The 18030-nt window shown below is 65.1% G+C and carries 13 protein-coding genes, 1 tRNA gene and 1 pseudogene; 5 read left to right on the forward strand and 10 right to left on the reverse strand.

Annotated elements, in window-relative coordinates:
- Positions 1-498: 498 nt before the first annotated feature.
- The 4 genes from GGD66_RS08825 to GGD66_RS08840 all read left to right on the forward strand — a co-directional run bounded on the left by GGD66_RS08825 (position 499) and on the right by GGD66_RS08840 (position 6941).
- The gene (locus tag GGD66_RS08825; protein WP_409362360.1) at positions 499-2784 is read left to right on the forward strand and encodes an autotransporter outer membrane beta-barrel domain-containing protein; all 2286 of its coding nucleotides are present in this window, start codon (positions 499-501) and stop codon (positions 2782-2784) included.
- Positions 2785-3032: 248 nt separating this feature from the next.
- Positions 3033-4262 (forward strand): hypothetical protein, encoded by a 1230-nt coding sequence (locus tag GGD66_RS08830; protein WP_183257423.1) that lies wholly within the window; start codon positions 3033-3035, stop codon positions 4260-4262.
- Positions 4263-4327: 65 nt separating this feature from the next.
- Entirely contained in the window at positions 4328-4600 is a 273-nt protein-coding gene (locus GGD66_RS08835; protein ID WP_183257424.1) for a TonB-dependent receptor plug domain-containing protein, read from the forward strand.
- 337 nt (positions 4601-4937) lie between these two features.
- Positions 4938-6941, forward strand: a complete 2004-nt coding sequence (locus tag GGD66_RS08840) for a bifunctional diguanylate cyclase/phosphodiesterase (RefSeq protein ID WP_183257425.1) — start codon at positions 4938-4940, stop codon at positions 6939-6941.
- 6 nt (positions 6942-6947) lie between these two features.
- On the opposite strand, the gene GGD66_RS08845 is transcribed toward GGD66_RS08840, so the two are convergent.
- The 9 genes and pseudogenes from GGD66_RS08845 to GGD66_RS08885 all read right to left on the reverse strand — a co-directional run bounded on the left by GGD66_RS08845 (position 6948) and on the right by GGD66_RS08885 (position 15312).
- Positions 6948-7667 (reverse strand): ABC transporter ATP-binding protein, encoded by a 720-nt coding sequence (locus GGD66_RS08845; protein ID WP_183257426.1) that lies wholly within the window; start codon positions 7665-7667, stop codon positions 6948-6950.
- The gene (locus GGD66_RS08850) at positions 7660-8415 is read right to left on the reverse strand and encodes an ABC transporter ATP-binding protein (protein WP_183257427.1); all 756 of its coding nucleotides are present in this window, start codon (positions 8413-8415) and stop codon (positions 7660-7662) included. The genes GGD66_RS08845 and GGD66_RS08850 overlap by 8 nt, the downstream gene beginning before the upstream one ends.
- Positions 8412-9410, reverse strand: a complete 999-nt coding sequence (locus tag GGD66_RS08855; protein WP_183257428.1) for a branched-chain amino acid ABC transporter permease — start codon at positions 9408-9410, stop codon at positions 8412-8414. The genes GGD66_RS08850 and GGD66_RS08855 overlap by 4 nt, the downstream gene beginning before the upstream one ends.
- The gene (locus tag GGD66_RS08860) at positions 9407-10282 is read right to left on the reverse strand and encodes a branched-chain amino acid ABC transporter permease (RefSeq protein WP_018320760.1); all 876 of its coding nucleotides are present in this window, start codon (positions 10280-10282) and stop codon (positions 9407-9409) included. Before GGD66_RS08860 ends, GGD66_RS08855 begins: the two co-directional genes overlap by 4 nt.
- An 11-nt stretch (positions 10283-10293) precedes the next feature.
- Positions 10294-11535 (reverse strand): ABC transporter substrate-binding protein, encoded by a 1242-nt coding sequence (locus GGD66_RS08865; RefSeq protein ID WP_183257429.1) that lies wholly within the window; start codon positions 11533-11535, stop codon positions 10294-10296.
- A 52-nt stretch (positions 11536-11587) separates the two neighbouring features.
- Positions 11588-11700, reverse strand: a tRNA-Asp gene (locus GGD66_RS08870).
- A 116-nt stretch (positions 11701-11816) separates the two neighbouring features.
- Positions 11817-13934 (reverse strand): annotated as a pseudogene (locus GGD66_RS42345) (xanthine dehydrogenase family protein molybdopterin-binding subunit); the annotation flags it as partial.
- Positions 13931-14455 carry a (2Fe-2S)-binding protein gene (locus tag GGD66_RS08880; RefSeq protein ID WP_092261843.1) on the reverse strand — a complete coding sequence of 175 codons (525 nt, stop codon included), beginning with the start codon at positions 14453-14455 and terminating at the stop codon, positions 13931-13933. The gene GGD66_RS08880 and the pseudogene GGD66_RS42345, both read right to left, overlap by 4 nt.
- Positions 14452-15312 carry a xanthine dehydrogenase family protein subunit M gene (locus GGD66_RS08885; RefSeq protein WP_183257430.1) on the reverse strand — a complete coding sequence of 287 codons (861 nt, stop codon included), beginning with the start codon at positions 15310-15312 and terminating at the stop codon, positions 14452-14454. The genes GGD66_RS08880 and GGD66_RS08885 overlap by 4 nt, the downstream gene beginning before the upstream one ends.
- A gap of 254 nt (positions 15313-15566) precedes the next feature.
- Here GGD66_RS08885 and GGD66_RS08890 point away from each other — a divergent pair, with 254 nt between their 5' ends.
- Positions 15567-16187, forward strand: coding sequence for a TetR/AcrR family transcriptional regulator (locus GGD66_RS08890; protein ID WP_183257431.1), 621 nt, complete (start codon positions 15567-15569; stop codon positions 16185-16187).
- 168 nt (positions 16188-16355) lie between these two features.
- Here the strand turns inward: GGD66_RS08890 and hutU are convergent, their stop codons facing one another.
- The gene (gene hutU, locus GGD66_RS08895; protein WP_183257432.1) at positions 16356-18026 is read right to left on the reverse strand and encodes a urocanate hydratase; all 1671 of its coding nucleotides are present in this window, start codon (positions 18024-18026) and stop codon (positions 16356-16358) included.
- Between the last annotated feature and the right edge of the window lie 4 nt (positions 18027-18030).

Here is an 18030-nt window from a genome sequence, read left to right on the forward strand (position 1 = left end):
GCAGGCAGCAACATACCGTCGCAATCACGATCAGCTGTCGATGATGTCTGGGCAATCCGCCATCCGGGGTGCAGCACTAAAAGCAAAAACAAGGGGCTGTGCGCCATGCGCGAATGCATCGGGGCTGCGACGTTTTCACGACAGGCGAATGACGGTCAGGGCAGGCATTCACAGCGAGCGGCGTTCCGGCGCCTGTTGTTGATGAGCGTCTCGGCGGCGGCGCTCTCGGCGTTGTTCACGAGCTCGGCGTCAGCCCAAAGCGTGTGGACTGGGGCCACAAGCTCGGACTGGATGACAGGCGCGAACTGGGCAACTGGAACGGTTCCGGTCGCCAGTGACAACATTCGCGTTGATACGTCTTCGCCAAATCCGCTCGTTCTCGGCGTGGGTGGTCCGGCCACGGCCGTCTCGGCTAACATTAACGTCGGGCAGACGGCATCTGGCAGTCTGACAATTCAGAACGGCAGCACGCTGACCAGCACCGGTGCTACGGTCCGAATTGGCAACTCTTTGGGAACTGTGGGCACCGTGACGGTTACCGGAGCCGGATCGCAGTGGACGACAACAACCTCCATACTGGCCGTCGGCCTCGCCGGCAATGGCACACTCAACATTGAGAACGGCGGTACCGTCATCGCGCAAGCCGGAGTGAGACTCGGAAATGGCGCGAGTGGTTCCGGCACGCTGAACATCAGCAGCGGCGGCATCCTGCAGACGACGGGCATAACCGTTAACTTCGGAACACGGCAGATGAATTTTGACAACGCCGTCGTCCGAGCATTGGCCAATAACGCCGCCTTTTTCGGCGGAACGATCAATCAGATCAATCTTGCCGCGGGCGGACTGACCTTCGATACGAACGGGCACAACGTCAGCACGCTTGGATTTAGCGGCGTCGGCGGATTGACCAAGATCGGCGCCGGAACTTTCAATCTATCTGATAACAACACCTACATGGGTGACACGGTTGTCCAGGACGGCACGCTGGCGCTGACGGGCGCCGGCTCGATCGGCAGCTCCCGCCGCGTGGTGGCCAACTCGACCTTCGATATTTCTGCCCTGACAGGTGCCGGTACCGACATCAGAAGTCTGGCCGGCACCGGCACCGTCGTGCTCGGCAGCAAGACCCTGGTCATCACCAATGCCGGCGATCCGTTCTCAGGCACACTCGGCGGCACCGGTGGCCTGCAGATATCAGGCGGCACGCAGACGCTGTCCGGCGTCAACACCTATGGCGGCGCAACCACGATCACCGGCGGCACCCTGCGCGCCGGCGCGGCCGGCGCCTTCAGCGCCGCATCCGCCTATGTCGCGGCCGCAGGCACAACGCTCGACCTGAACGGCTTCAACCAGACCATCGCATCGCTCGACAATGCCGGCCTGGTGCGAACCGGCGGCGCGCCGGGGACCACGCTAACGGTGAGCGGCAATTATGTCGGCAGCGGCGGCACTGTTCTTCTCAACACCGCGCTGAATGGCGATGCCTCGATCACCGACCGCCTGGTGGTGCAAGGCACAACGTCCGGTGCCTCCACGCTGCGCATCGCCAATATCGGCGGCGGCGGCGCGCAGACCGTCGAAGGCATCAAGGTGATCGACGTCGCCGGCGCCTCGAACGGCACCTTCGCGCTGCAGGGCAATTACGTCATTGGCGGCCAGCAGGCCGTGGTCGGCGGCGCCTATGCCTATACGCTGCAGAAGAACGGGATCAGCACGCCCGCAGACGGAGACTGGTATCTGCGGTCCAGCCTGATCAATCCGCCGCCATCGGCGCCGGCCGGGCCGCTCTATCAGGCCGGCGTTCCCCTCTACGAGAACTACGCACAGGTGCTGCTCGGGATGAACCAGCCGGCGAGCCTGCAGCAGCGCGCCGGCAACCGCTATTGGGGCGGCAGCGAAGCGATGGCCCGCGCAGGCATTGATACCGCGCAGACGGCCGAGGGCTCATGGACGCAATCAGCGTTCTGGGGCCGGATCGAGGGCGGCCAGAGCGCGTTGCGGCCTTCCAACACCACCGGCTCCACCTATGATTCCGACGAGATGAAGGTGCAGGTCGGACTCGACGGCGCCGCGCTCGACAATTCGCGCGGCCGGCTGATCGTCAGCCTGACGGCGCAATACGGCCTGACCACGGCCTTCGTCAATTCGCTGTTCGGCAACGGCCGCATCCGCGCGCAAGGAACCGGCGTCGGCGCAACCGCGACCTGGTACGGCCATGACGGCTTCTATGTCGACGGCCAGGCACAGACCATGTTCTATCGCAGCGACCTGTCATCTGCGCTGGTCGGCTCGTTGATCCACGGCAATGAGGGCCTTGGCTACGCGTTCAGCCTCGAGGGCGGCAGGCGGATCGCAATTGGCAACGGCTTCTGGCTGGCGCCGCAGGCACAGCTTGCCTATTCGAAGGTCAACTTCGATGCCTTCACCGACCGCTTCGGCGCGCTGGTCTCGCTCGGCAATGCCGACAGCCTGCTCGGCCGCCTCGGGCTGTCGCTCAATCATCAGCGCACCTGGAACGACGGCACGGGCATCGTCCGCTCCGACCTCTATGCCATCGGCAATCTGCACTACGAATTTCTCGAAGGCACCAGGATCGATGTCGCCGGCACCGGCTTCGCCAGCGGCCATGACCGGCTGTGGGGCAGCATCGGCGGCGGCGGCACCTATAGCTGGGCCAACGGCCGCTACGCCGTGTTCGGGGAGGTCACCTATCGCGCGAGCGTCGATGCTCCCGCGGACAATCACAGCTATAGGGGCACCGGCGGCTTCCGTCTGGTGTGGTGAGCGCTGCCCGCGAAGGTAGCGGTCGATCGCGCTGCAGCGTCACGACGATCGCAGTCTCAGTGTGATGGCTGACACTTGATCCGGTCACCACTCGCACGCGACGAACGCGTGGATGTTCTGCAATTGGTCCCGCCTACATTGACAGGGGTGTGACGGCCGGGGCAGTTTTTCACATTGCTGGCGAATCAGCGATTGCCTCACGCCGAGTATCTCTTGGACAACTCCCTGTGCTTTCGAGACTGATATCGTTGCTGCGCCGCATCCCCGCGGTGAAATGGGCGTTCACCCGGCTTCGGTCTGTGCCGAATAGCGGCAGCATCGACGGCGCGGCGGTCGTCGCGGAACAGCCCGTCATCGTCGCCGAAAGCACTGACGCTCTTCCGGCTCTCGACACCGGCATCGGCACTGATCCACTGCGCAGCGACGCCGCGGTCGCGGAGGACGACACCGCCCGTCCTGTCATCGCGGAAGCAGCAGCCGATATCGCCCGCAGCGACGAGTCCCTGCAGCAGTTGCCGACAGAATTCGAGCCGGTCTTCGTGGCGGAGGTCTTGGCCTCGGACGAAGTCTCGAGCGATACGGTTGATGGTCCCAAACCAGTCGATGTTCCTGAACCCGTCATCGACAATGATCCGCCTGTAGAGGTCTCGACGAAGCTCGAGCCCGTCGCCACGGAAGCGGTCGCGGCCATCGACATCGAGGACGAGCCGGCCAAAGCCGCTGAGCCCGTCATCAGCAGCGATCCATCTCCCGAGCTCGCGGCCGACGTTGAACCCGATGTCGTGGAGGAGACCTCGTCCAATCACGAGGTCGCTTCGGTCGAGGTCGCTTCGGTTGACGCTCCCGCTCTCGTCGTTGCCGAGGATCCCTCCACTGGTGCGGCCGTGGATGCCGAGCCTGTTGCAGACGTCTCCCAAGTCACGCCTGCCGATCGCGACGTCTCGACGGAGCCTGTCGAAGAGAGCATCGACAGCGGTCCCACCTCCGGCACCGCGGTGGCGATCGAGCCGGTCGCTGCAAGCGATCCTGCCCCTGTCGCCGCGGACGACTCTTCGGCCGACGCCATCGTGGTCACGCATGATGAGCCGGCTCCGGCTCTCGCAGCTCCCGCCGAGGAGATTCGCAGTGCGCCGAAACTTCGCGCGAAAGCAGCGGAACCTGCCGATCGCACCGCGCTGATCCGGCAGCGCTGGGCGGAAAGCGGGATCAGGATGTGGAATCCCCGCCTTCACGGCACCGGCGAAGCCACGCTGAACATCCAGGGCAGCGTCGGACTGCTGCCGCCTGCGCCCGGCGAGACGATGCCGCGCTACGACAAGCTGGAGTTCAAGATGCTCGGCGGACAGATCGTCTGCGAGGGCGTCATCGTCGAGGCCCCTGCGCAGGCGAGCCACCGCAGCTTCACCCGGCTCGCCGAGCCTGGGAAACCCGAGCGTGTCCGCGAACCGGCGCGGGAACGCCAGGCCGCTCTCGCCTGATCCTTTCCACTGCCAGCGCCGTCACGTTTGTGCTAGGCTGAGGTTTCCCGAACATGGGAGATCGCATGCCCGCAAAGCTGTTGCGACTGATCGTGATCGCCGCCGTCTGCGTCCCGCAAGGAGCCTTTGCGGCCTCCAGCAAGCGGCCTCACCACAGGCCCGCCACCGATCCAGCCGCGCCCTCCAAGGCGGACCGGCTCTCCTCCTCGCGCGGCGAGACCATCCTCAACACGCCCGGCCAGACCACCGTGCTGACGCGAGAAGTCCTCGACGACATGAACGCGAGGAGCCTCCGCGATGCCATGCGCTCGACCGCCGGCGTCACGGTCGGACGCTAGAGCGGAATGGCATTAGGCTGAATCGATTCCCGCGGCGGGTCGTTCACCGCTCCCGCTTGCGGGAGAGGTCGGCGCATTCCGGGCGATGCGAAGCATCGTTGCGCCGAAGCGCATGGTTAGCAGAACGTAGCGGCGGCTTTTGCAGGACTTCGCCGCCGATATGCCTGCCGACGCGGCCCCGTATCGTTAACACGGCCTCACCATTGCACGCTGCCGGAAATTCTGCCGTAGCGTGCAACCCTGTGCTGGTCTTTCGCGCAGGACCCGATCTAACGCGCCCTTTACCCACGCTATGCAAGATCGCCGGCAATTTCAGGGATCCGGGGCTCGTATTTCAATGCCTGTTGCCGATTTGAAGTCTCACTTCGCCGCCGCAATGCGGCTGTTTCGCGTGCCGGCCGACAATCCCGAGTTGACGCGCGCGCAGTTCGACGCCTTCTCCAAGCAGATCCCGCTGCTCTACTTCATCCTGATCACCAACACGATCGCGGTCGCATATACCTATGTGCCGCTGGCGCCGGCCTCGCTCAGCATGATCGTGCCGGGCGCGTTGGTCGCGGTGGCGGGCTATCGGACCTTCTGGTGGCTGCGGCAGCGCCACGTCGTCCGCAGCGACGCCGACATCCTGCGCAATCTGCGCCTCACCAACTGGATCGCGGCACCGATCGCGGCGGGCTTCACCATCTGGTCGTTCGCCCTCTATCCCTACGGCGATCCCTTTGCCAAGAGCCAGGTCGCTTTCTACATGGCGGTGACCGTGATCGGCTGCATCTTCTCGCTGATGCATCTGCGTTCGGCCGCACTGATCGTGACTCTCGTCGTCGACGTGCCGTACGTCGTGTTCTACTTCGCCACCGGCGAGCCGACGCTGGAGGCGATGGCCGTCAACAATCTCCTTGTCACCGGCGCGATGGTGACGGTGCTGACCATCTACTACCGCGACTTCGCCGATCTCGTCGCCAGCCGCAAGTCGCTGCTGGCACAGCAGGCGGCGACCCAGGCGCTCTCGGACGAGAACTTCCGCCTCGCCAATCTGGATTCCCTCACCGAGCTGCCGAACCGCCGCCGCTTCTTCGCCGAGCTGTCGAGCGCCTTTGCCGACGCCGAGCGAAGGAACGTTCGCGTCGCGGTCGGCATCATCGACCTCGACGGCTTCAAGCCGATCAACGACAATTACGGCCACAGCGTCGGCGACCGCGTGCTGATCGAGGCGGGCCGCCGCATCCGCGAGATCTGCGAGGGCTTCGGCCCGCAACGCGTGGAATTCGCCCGGCTCGGCGGCGACGAGTTTGGCCTCGTCGTCTGTGGTGACCCCGACGATGCCGATCTGGCACGGCTTGGCGAACGCATCGGCGGGCAGGTCAAGCTGCCTTACCAGCTCGACACCGCGCACACCGGGTTGTCCTGCTCGATCGGGTTTGCGCTGTTTCCGGACTCCGCGACGACGTCGGAAGCTCTCTATGAATGTGCCGACTATTCGCTTTATCACGCCAAGCGCCATCAGCGCGGCCGCACCGTGATCTTCTCGGGCGAGCTCGAAGCCGAGATCCGGAGCCGCGGCGTGATCGAGAATTTGTTGCGCACCTCCGATTTTGGCGCCGAGATGGAGCTGGTGTTCCAGCCGATCGTCGACGCCATGAGCGAGCACACTGCCGGTTTCGAGACGCTGGCGCGCTGGCACAGCCCCCGTCTCGGCTGGGTGTCCCCCGCCGACTTCATTCCTGCCGCCGAGCGCATCGGCCTGATCCGGCCACTGACGCAGACGCTGCTGGCCCGCGCGCTCGCGACCGCCAAGACCTGGCCCGACCACATCCGCCTGTCGTTCAACCTGTCTGCGCACGACGTCTGCGCGGCCGAAGGCATCCTGCCGCTGATCTCGATCATCGAGAAAAGCGGCCTGTCGCCGCGCCGGATCGATTTTGAGATCACCGAGACCGCCGTCACCTTCGATTTCGTGCGCGCGCAGCAGTCGATCGCGACGCTGAAGGCGATGGGCTGCGGCATTTCGCTGGACGATTTCGGCACGGGCTATTCGTCGCTGAGCCACGTGCACCGGCTGCCGCTCGACAAGATCAAGGTCGACCGCAGCTTCGTCGCCGACATCAACGAAAATCCGGTCAGTCACAAGATCATCAAGTCGCTGACGGGCCTCTGCGACGACATGGAGATCGCCTGCGTCGTCGAGGGAGTCGAGACCCGCGCCCAGCTCGATACCTTGCGCCGGCTCGGCTGCGACTTCATCCAGGGCTATTATTTCGCAAAACCCATGTCGGGCGATGCGATCGGCGACCATCTGGCGAACGAACGCCAGCGCCTCGACGGCGCCAAGGTCGTGGCCTGAGACCGCTCACACCGCGCAGTAGCGTTCCTGGATGTCCTTGTCCGCCAGCAGCGCCGCCGCGCTGCTTTGATGCACGACCTCGCCCTGGTCGATGATCACGGCGCGGTCGGCCAATCGAAGAGCCCATTCGACGTTCTGCTCGACCAGCAGCAGTGTCTTGCCCTCATCGCGCAGGCGGCGGAACAGCACGCCCATCTCCTCGACGAGGACGGGCATGATGCCCTCCGAGGGTTCGTCGAGCAGGATCATCTTGGGCTTGCCGATCAGCGCGCGCGCGATCGCCAGCATCTGCTGCTCGCCGCCGGAGAGCGTCACGCCCTCCTGGTCGAGGCGCTCCTTCAGGCGCGGAAAGGTCTCGGCGATCTCATCGATCGCGGTCCGCTCCTCGATGTCGCTGCCGGCCGCGACCAGGCCGAGCCGGAGATTCTCGCGCACCGACAGCCCGGGAACGATGCGCCGCTCCTCGAGCACGTAAGCGAGACCGAGGTGGAAGCGCTGATGGGCGCGCAATGGCAGGAGCTCCCTGCCCGCAAAGCGCACGCGGCCGGTCGCCTTCGGCATCAGGCCCATCATGGTTCGCAAGGTCGTGGTCTTGCCGGCGCCATTGCGGCCGACGAGGGCAACCACCTCGCCCTCCTTCACGTGCAGGGAGATGCCGTGGAGGATGTGGCTCGCCCCATACCAGGCGTGGAGATCTTCGATTTCGAGCAGCGCGGTTTCAGCCATAACCTTCACTCTGTCCGAGATAGACCCGGCGGACCTCCGGATTGCTCCTGATCTCGTCGGGCGCGCCGTCGGCAAGCAGGCGGCCATGATGCAGCACCACGACGCGCTTGGACAGGCCCAGCACCATCTTCATCTTGTGCTCCACCAGGAGAACGGTGCGCTTGTCGGCAAGCCGCTCCAGCAGCGCGACCATATCCTTGGTCTCTTCCGGTCCCATGCCGGCGGTCGGCTCGTCGAGCAGCAGCAACTCGGGCTCGGAGACCAGCGCGATCGCGATCTCCAGCGCGCGCTGCTGGCCATGCGAGAGGAATTTTGCAAATTCGCTTCGCTTGCCGAGAAGCCCCACCGCGTCGAGTGCCGCATCAGCACGCGCATGCAATTCGGTCAGCCGAGCGCGATTCCGCCAGATGTCGTAGCTCACAGCCAGCGCCTGGGCCGCGACGCGGACGTTCTCATGCACCGACAGGTCCGGAAAGATGTTCGTGATCTGGTAGGAGCGCGAAATGCCCTGGTGCACGAAGCGGTGCTGCGGCAGGCCGTTCAGCTCGCGTCCGCGGAAGTGCAGCTTGCCGGACGTCGGCGTCAATACACCGGAGAGGATGTTGAAGAACGTACTCTTGCCGGCCCCGTTCGGCCCGATAATCGAGGTGAGCTGCCCCGCCGCAAAGGACAAGGTAATATCCTCGAGCGCGACGAAGCCGCCGAAGCGCTTGCCGATTCCCTCGGCGCGAAGCAGCTCGCTGCTCATCGCCGCGCCTTTCCGATACCGAGGACGTCCAGCAGCGTTCCCCAGATGCCCTTGGGCAGGAACAGCACGAACAGCACGAAGATCGCGCCGACGAAAATCTGCCAATGCGGCGTCCACAGCGAGATGACGTCCTCCAGGATCAAGAAGCTCGCCGCGCCGACGAAGGGTCCGAAGAAGCTGCGGGCGCCGCCGAGCAGCACCATCATCACGATCATGCCCGAGGTCTGGTAGTGCAGGATGTCGAGCGGCACGATCGACAGATGCAGCGCCAGCATGCAGCCGCCGAGCGAGGAGATCGCGCCCGACAGCATGAACACGACCAGCTTGCTGCGTTCGACATCGTAGCCGCAGGCCCGCGCCCGCTGCTCATTCTCGCGGATCGCCTCGATGACGGCCCCGAACGGCGAGTTCAGGATGCGCGATTGGAACCACATCGCCAGCGCCGCAAAGGCCATCAGCACGTAGTATTTGTTGACGGGGTCGAGAAAATTGACCTGGAGGCCGAACAGGCTGATGCGGTCGACGGTAAAGCCGCGCAGGCCGTTCTCGCCGCCGGTGAAGGACGAGGCCTGGAGCGCGACGTAATAGACGAGCTGCGCCAGCGCGAGCGTCACCATGGAGAAATAGATGCCGCGGGTGCGCGTCGAGACAATGCCGATCAGAGCCGCAAGGCAGGTGCTGAGACACACGGCGATCGCGACCGCGGCAAACCACGGCACGCCGTAACGCCCGATCGCAATGCCGGTGAAGTAGGCCCCCGCACCGAAGAACGCGGCTTGGCCGAACGACAACAGCCCGGTGTAGCCGAACAGCAGATTGTAGCCCATCACCACGACGCCGTAGATCAGGACGTTGACGGCGAGCGCCTTGGACGGCAACAGCCAGGGCAATATCGCCAGCACGGCGATGGAGAGCAGCACGCGATGGTCGAGAAGCCGGCCGAGCCCGCTCGGCGCAGGCTTGGCGATAACCTCGCCGCTCGAAGGATGCGTCACGCCGTCCTCCCTCTCACCCCGAACAGGCCTTGCGGGCGGATCAGCAGCACCACCGCCATCAGCGCGAACATCACGATGGTCGCCATTTCAGGCGCGAACAGTGCCACCAGGCTGATGGAAATGCCGACCATGAGGCCGGCCACGACCGCGCCGACAATCGAGCCGAGGCCGCCGATCACGGTGACGACGAAGGCTTCGGCCAGAACCAGCGAGCCCATCTCCGGATTGACGCTGCGCATGGGACCCGCGAGCACGCCGCCAAGCGCGGCAAGTCCGACGCCAAGCCCGAAGATCGCGAGCCAGACCCGGCCGATGTCGACGCCGAGCACCTGCATGATGGTGGGATCGCGCGCACCCGCGCGCACGATCAACCCGACCCGGGTCTTCTCCAGCGTCAGCCAGAGCGCCAGCAGCACCACCGCCACCAGCACGATGACGAACAGGCGGTAACGCGGGAAGAAGCCGATGCCGAGATCGAGCACGCCGATCAGCTGCGGCGGGGTCGGAAACGGAATGCCGTCGCTGCCGAACACGATGCGCACGCCCTCGACCAGGACGTAGCTGAGGCCGAAGGTGAGCAGCAGCGGATCGTCGATCGAGCGTCCATACAGCCTGCGGATCAGCACGAACTCGATCAGCATGCCGAAGGCGCCGATCAGGATGGGCGCCAGCAGCAGCCCCCACCAGAAGCTTCCGGTGAGAGAGGCCAGATACAGCCCCGCATAGGCCCCGATCATGAACAGCGCACCATGGGCGAAGTTGACCACCCCGAGCATGCCGAACACGATCGTCAGTCCAAGCGCAGTGATCACCAGGACCGCCCCAAGGGCGATCCCGGAGAGAAGCTGCATGATGATCAGCGACAGGTCCATCGTCTCAAGACTTACGTGGCGTGGCCGAGCTCGCTGCAGCTGCGCAGCATGTCGTCCGAGCCTGTGTCGTTGGCGAGAATGGCGAACAGATCGTTGTCGCCCGCCATGGCGGACTTCTTCTTGGACTCCAGCACCAGCACCGACTGCACCGATTGGTGGTCGCATTTGCGGTAATGCTGCGAGCCCTTGGTCAGATCATATTGCAGTTTTTCGAGAGCATCGACCACCTTGTCGGTGTCGGTGCCGCCGGCGGCCTGCATCGCCGCCAGCAGCGATCCGACGCCGGAATAGCCGTAGGCACCGTAATCGGTCGGGATCGCGCCGCCGTTGGCGGCCTTGAACGCCGCGTTGAAGCTGGCGGCCGACTTGCTCTGCGCCTCCAGGCCCCAATAATAATTGGCGCCGCCGACCACGCCCTCGAATACGTCGGGGCCGACTGCGAGCCGCTGGTTGTGCAGGATGACGGGGACCACGATCTTCATCTGCTGCTTGACGCCGAAATCCACGGCCTGCTTGATCGCATTGGCCTGGTCGCGGCCGAAATTGGAGATGCAGAGCACGTCCGGCCGCATCGACATCAGGCGCGGCATGAAGGTGGAATAGTCGGCCGCACCGAACGGATGCAGGATCTCCCCGGCATTGTCCGCGCCAATCGCCGCCTGCGCACGCTTGAAGCCGCGCAGCATCTCATGACCGTAGGCATAATCGGCGACGAGATGGGCGACTTTCATGCCCTTCTTCAGCGTCTGCCGCGCCACCGCGGCTGTCGTCATGTGCGGGTTCAGCGCCTCGTGAAACGTGTATTTGCTGAAATCCTTGGCCTCGTTGATGGTGTCGGACTGGCTGATCGAGACGTAGATCACGCCGCGGGCGCGCGTGACCTCGTTGACCGCAAGCTGCACAGCGCTGGAGAGCGCGCCGACCACGGCATGAACCTTGTCCTTCTCGATCAGCTCGAGCGTACGCGTCGCGGCCTCGCCGGCGTTGAGTTTGTCATCGCGCACCAGCAGCTCGACCTTGCGGCCGCCGATGCCGCCCTTATCGTTGACGAGCTTCACCGCGAGTTCGGCGCATTTGACCTGATCGCGTGCTTCCGCTGCGAAGGGGCCGGTCAGCGGCGTCGGGAAGCCGATGCGGATCGTCTCGTCGGCGGCACGGCCGAGCCGCGGCATGGCGAGTAGCGCCGCGCTTGCCGAAAGGCCGGCGAGCGCAGTGCGGCGGGTTACTTTCGGGGTCGAACCGGATTTTGGCATGATTTCCTCCAACTGTCTTTTTTCTAGAAACGCTTCAGGGCTTTCAGGACTTTGGCGGGCGTGATCGGAATCGAACTGATCGTCGCATCGAACGGCGCGACCGCGTCGTTGACGGCGTTGAGTACGCAGGCGGACGCCGCGGCCGTACCGGCTTCGCCGACGCCCTTGGCGCCAAGCTCCGTGTCGGCGGTCGGCGTCTCGACATGAGCGATGACGATGTCGGGCATCTCCATCGGCATCGGCACGAGATAATCGGCGAGCGAGCCGTTCATGAGCTGACCGGTGTCGCTGTAACGGCATTCCTCGAACAGTGCCGCGCCCAGCCCCTGCACGATGCCGCCGCGGAGCTGTTCGTCCACGAGCATCGGATTGATGACGCGGCCACAATCCTCGACGATGAAATGCTTCAGGAGCTTAATGAAGCCAGTCTCGACATCCACCTCCAGCGAGCAGCCCTGGATGCCGTTGGTGAAAGCGAACGGATAGCCCTGCGGCGCGAAGTGATGGCTCACGGTGAGCTGCGCCTGCGTGCCCGGCGGCAGCGAATCGGAGCGGAAATAGGCGATGCGTGCGATTTCGGCGATCGGCAGGCGCGGGTTCCGCGTGCTTGCATCGACGATCTCGCCATCGAGGATATCGAGCGCCGATGGCTGCTCCTGCAGAATGAGCGCGGCAATCTCCAGGATGTTGCGCTTGAGCGCGCGCGTGGCCTGCAGCGCGGTCTCGCCGCCGATGCCGGCGCCGCGGCAGGCCCAGGTCGCGCCGCCATGCGGCGTCACCTCGGTATCTCCGGTGATGACCTTGACACACTCCTGCGCGAGGCCCAGCTGATCGGCCACGATCTGGCTGATGATCGCCTCGGTGCCCTGCCCCTGCTCGGTGACCGAGATCAGGCAGCGCACCTCGCCAGAGGGCGTCAAGCTCAGGATCGCGCCGTCCTGCGACGAGATGCGCGCACCGCCGACGCCATAGAACGCCGGGCTGGGATTGGTGATCTCGACGAAGGCCGCGATGCCGATGCCGCGATAGATGCCGCGCTTGCGCAAGTCGGCCTGCTCGGCACGAAGTGCGTCATAGCCCATCATTTCGTGCAGGCGCTTCAGGCAGGCCTGATGCGACAGCGCCTCGAAGCGGTAGCCGGTCGGCGAGGTCTGCGGATAGGCATCGTCGGGGATGACGTTCTGCGCCCGGATGGCAAAGGGATCGAGACCGAGCTTGCTTGCTGCCATGTCGACGAGACGCTCGGTCACCGCGCAGGCGATGGGATGGCCGACGGCGCGGTACTGGCTGGTCTGCACCTTGTTCTGGAAGATCACCTCCAGCGTGGCTCGGTAATTTTTGAAGCGATAGGGCGCGCCGATCAGGCGGATGACCTGATTGCCCTCGACGACGCTGGTGCGCGGATAGGTCGAGAACGCCCCGATCGCGGTCAGGTCCAGAACATCCATCGCCAGGATCTCGCCCTTGGCATCCAGCGCCACCCGGGCGCGGACGCGATGGTCGCGGGCGTGGATGTCAGAGACGAAGGACTCCATCCGGTCGGCGACGTATTTCACGGGCCGGCCGAGCAGGATCGAGAGACCGACCACCGCCATGTCCTCGTGATAGACATGCAGCTTCATGCCGAAGGAGCCGCCGATGTCGGTCGCGATGACGCGGACGCGGGCTTCCGGAATGTTGTAGTGGCGCGAATAGAGGTCCTGAAACTGATACGGGGTCTGCGTGCCGTGATGCACGGTGAGCATGCCCGCGGATGGATCGTAGTCGGCGATGATGGCGCGCGGCTCCAGCGTCACCGCGGTGTGGCGGCCGAAGGAAAACTCCTCCTCCACCACATGGGCCGCATGCGCAAAGGCGTCATCAACGACGCCGCTGTCGAGCTGGCTGCGGAAGCAGGTGTTGTTGGCACTGCCCGGATTGACCAGCGGACCGTCCGCCTTACGTGCGCCGTCGATGTCAACGACGACGGGAAGGTCCTCGTAGTCCACCTCGATCAGCTCCAGCGCATCTTCAGCAATCGCCCGGCTCTCGGCAACGACGGCGACCACCGCCTGTCCGGCCCAGACCACGCGATCGAGCGGCAGCGGCAATTGCGGCGCGGAGGTCATGCCCTTGAAATGATCGAGCGTGCCGGTCCAGGGCGTGCAGATTTTTGCGAGATCAGCGCCCGTGGCGACGAGATGTACGCCCTCTAGCGCACAGGCCTCGTCGATCTTGATCGAGACGATCTTCGCGTGCGCATGCGGGCTACGCAGGAACGCGGCGTAGAGCATGCGCGGCAGCTTGAGATCGCTGACGTAACGTCCCCGCCCGGCAAGCAGCCGCTTGGCGTTGGGCCGCGGCAGCGCGCGGCCGATATAGGAGTTCGGGCGATCGAGCGAGGTCAGCGGCGCGCTCATGTCGCGCCTCCATTCTCACCATGCGCTTTGGCCACGGCGTCGATGGCGTCGACGATCGCCTCGTAGCCGGTGCAGCGGCAGTAATTGCCCGACAGCGCGTCGCGGATATCCTCGCGGCTCGGCTGCGCCGTTTGCGAGAGCAGCTCGTGGGCGTTGATCAACATGCCCGGCGTGCAAAAGCCGCACTGCAACGCATTGCGGCGATGGAATTCGGCCTGGAGATCGGCGAGCAGACCGCTCTCGCTGAGCCCCTCGATGGTGTCGATCCTGCCGCCATCAGCCTGCACCGCGAAGATCAGGCAGGAATGCACGGCGCGGCCGTCGAGCTGCACCAGGCACGCGCCGCAGGCGCCCATCTCGCAGCCGGCATGCGTGCCCGTCAGCTCGAGCTTGTCGCGCAGGCAATCGACCAGCGTGTCGCGCGGCGCGACCTCGCAGGCGACCTTGCGCCCGTTGACGACGAAGCGGACCCGCACCGTCTCGTCGGCCTCGTTCAGCAGACTATCGTCGAAGCCGCTCATGCGCCCTCACCGAGACGTCCGAGCAGGCGGCCAAGCAACACGCGAGCGAGATGCAGCCGCATCGAGGGCGGCACTTCGTCGCCCTCGGGCGGCGCGAGATCGCCTTCGAGCGCGCCTTGCGCGGCAGCGATGCGTTCTGCATCAAACCTCGCGCCGATCAAGGTGGCTTCGACCCCCTTCACCCGCGTCGGCGTATTGCCAACGGAGAAGAATGAGATGCGGATGTCGTCAATGCGCTCACCGGTGCAGGTCGCAAGCATGCCGCAACCAACCAGCGCGTAATCCCCGCGCCGACGCGCCAGCTCGTCGAACGCAAAGCGCTGATCGGCCCTGAACAGCGGAACGTAGACCGCGGTGATCAGCTCGCCGGGCTCGAGCGCCGTCTCGAACAGGTCGATGAAGAAATCATCGGCCTTCACGCGTCGGCGGCCTGAGAGGCCGGCGATCTCGATCTCGGCATCCAGCGCCAAGGTCATCGCCGGAAATTCGGAAGCCGGGTCGGCAAGCGCGACGCTGCCGCCGAAGGTGCCGCGGTTGCGGATCGCGGGATGGGCGACGAACGGTGCCGCGGCGTGCAGCAGCGGCGCGAACTCGGCAATCAAAGGCTCGCTCAGCATCTCGCAATGGCGCGTCAGCGCACCGATGCGCAAGGCGTCGCCTTCGCGCCTGACGCCGCGCAGCTCGCCGATGTGGGTGATGTCGATCAAAAGCCGCGGCGCCTGCAGCCGCAGCGACAGCGCCGGCACCAGGCTCTGGCCGCCGGCGATGAAACGCGCATCGTCCCCGGCGCGTGCGTGAGCATCCAGCGCCTGGTCGATCGTCGCAGCCCGAAAATAGCTGAAAGCCTTCGCCTTCACTGCCGTTTCCCCGAGATCCATCGGCTCATCAGCCGGGATGCCAGATTTGTAACCATCTGGTCTCAAAATCCTGACACGCCTCCCAAGGCCGGTCAACAGGAAATGACCATTTGGTCACAAAAGCGCCTTGGGCTATGAAGGTAGCGGCACGTTGATTCAGCGACGAGATGGCCCGAAAAGCGCAGAAAACTTTGAGACGACCGGTCCGCAAGCGGACCGAGACAGGCAGCAAGTCCGCGCCAAAGCGTCGCAACATGCGCGCGGCCGACCGCGAGCGCGCGATCGTGGACGAGGCCATCCGCTTCTTTGCCGAGCGCGGCTTCGAGGGCCAGACCCGCGAGCTCGCCAAGCGCATGGGCATCACGCATTCGGCGATCTACCGCCACTTCCCGAGCAAGGAAGCGCTGATCGAGCGGGTCTACCAGGAGGTCTATCTCAGCCGCTGGTCGCCCGATTGGGGTCCGATGATCCGCGATCGTTCGCTGTCGCTCGAAGCGAGGCTCACGCGCTTCTATCTCGACTATGTCGAACGGGTGTTCGAATATAATTGGGTGCGGATCTTTGTGTTCTCCGGCATGAAGTCGTTCGGCATCACCAGCCGCTATCTCGACATCGTCCGCCGCGAGATCATCGAGCCGGCCGCGGCCGAGCTGCGCTTTGAGCTCAAACTGCCCGACGCAAAAGCTCACTCATTGAGCGAGCGCGAGACAGAGCTGTTCTGGGGCCTGCACGGCCGCATCTTCTATCTCGCCATCCGCAAGTTCATCTACGAGACGCCGATCCCGCCCGATCTCGACGCCATCGTCCGCGACGCCGTCCAGACCTTCATGGACGGCGCGAAGACGACGATGCCGAGGCTCTTGGTCAGCGGCTGAATCGGCGACGCTGCCCCGAAGCAGGTGCGCTCCCTCTCCCGCTTGCGGGGGAGCGCTGGGGGTGGGGGTGCCTCCGCAGAGAGACTCCCTGATTGGAGAGAGCCCCCACCCGGCGCTCCGCGCCGACCTCCCCCGCAAGCGGGAGAGGTTGATCGAGCCCGCGGCTAGCTACGTCGCCAGACTCGGCAGATCGAGGCCCTTGTCGCGGGCGCAGTCGATCGCGGTCTCGTAGCCCGCGTCGGCATGGCGCATGACACCGCTGGCGGGATCGTTCCAGAGCACGCGCTCGATCCGCTTGGCCGCTTCCGGCGTGCCGTCGGCGACGATCACCATGCCGGCGTGCTGAGAATAGCCGATGCCGACACCGCCACCATGGTGCAGCGACACCCAGGTCGCGCCGCTGGCGCAATTGAGCAGCGCGTTCAGCAGTGGCCAGTCGGACACCGCGTCCGAGCCGTCCTTCATCGCTTCAGTCTCGCGGTTCGGGCTCGCCACCGAGCCGCTGTCGAGATGATCGCGGCCGATCACGATCGGCGCCTTGAGCTCGCCGCGCGCCACCATCTCGTTGAAGGCAAGGCCGAGTCGATCGCGATCGCCGAGGCCGACCCAGCAGATCCGCGCCGGCAGGCCCTGGAACTTGATGCGCTCCTTGGCCATGTCGAGCCAGTTGTGCAGATGCTTGTCATCAGGCATCAGCTCCTTGACCTTGGCGTCGGTCTTGAAGATGTCCTCGGGATCTCCCGAGAGCGCGGCCCAGCGGAACGGCCCGACGCCGCGGCAGAACAGGGGACGGATATAGGCGGGGACGAAGCCGGGGAAATCGAAGGCGTTCTTCAGGCCCATGTCCTGCGCCATCTGGCGAATGTTGTTGCCGTAGTCGAGCGTCGGAATGCCCTGCGCATGGAAATCCAGCATGGCCTGGACGTGCTCGACCATCGACGTCTTCGACGCGCGCTCCACCCCCTTCGGATCGGAGCCGCGCTTGGCTTCCCAGTCGGCTAGCGTCCAGCCCTTCGGCAAATAGCCATTGACCGGATCGTGCGCGCTGGTCTGGTCGGTGACGACATCCGGCTTGACGCCACGGCGCACCAGTTCAGGGAAAATCTCCGCGGCATTGCCGAGCAGGCCGACCGAGACCGCCTTCTTCGTCTTGGCGGCATCTTCCATGATCGCCAGCGCTTCGTCGAGCGTTGCCGCCTGGCGATCGAGATAGCCGGTACGCAAGCGCATCTCGATGCGGCTCGGCTGGCATTCAACCGCGAGCATCGAAGCGCCGGCCATGGTCGCGGCCAGCGGCTGCGCACCGCCCATGCCACCCAAGCCGGCGGTGAGAATCCATTTGCCGGCAAGGCTGCCGCCATAATGGCGCCGACCGACCTCGACGAAGGTCTCGTAGGTGCCCTGCACGATGCCCTGGCTACCGATGTAGATCCAGGAGCCGGCCGTCATCTGGCCGTACATCATCAGGCCCTGGCGATCGAGCTCGTTGAAATGGTCGAGCGTTGCCCAATGCGGCACGATGTTGGAGTTCGCGATCAGCACGCGCGGCGCATCGGCATGGGTGCGGAACACGCCGACCGGCTTGCCGGACTGGACCAGCAGCGTCTGGTCGCCATCGAGCTTGCGCAAGGCGGCAACGATCCGGTCAAAGCTGTCCCAGTCGCGCGCGGCGCGGCCGATACCGCCATAGACCACGAGCTCGCTCGGGCGCTCCGCGACATCAGGATCGAGATTGTTCATCAGCATGCGCAGCGGCGCTTCGGTCAGCCAGCTCTTGGCGCTGATGTCGCTGCCGCGGGGGGCGCGGATGGTGCGGTCGTTGTCCAGTCGGCGGTTCATGCGG

The sequence above is a fragment of the Bradyrhizobium sp. CIR48 genome (assembly GCF_014198315.1).
Taxonomy (GTDB): Bacteria; Pseudomonadota; Alphaproteobacteria; order Rhizobiales; family Xanthobacteraceae; genus Bradyrhizobium.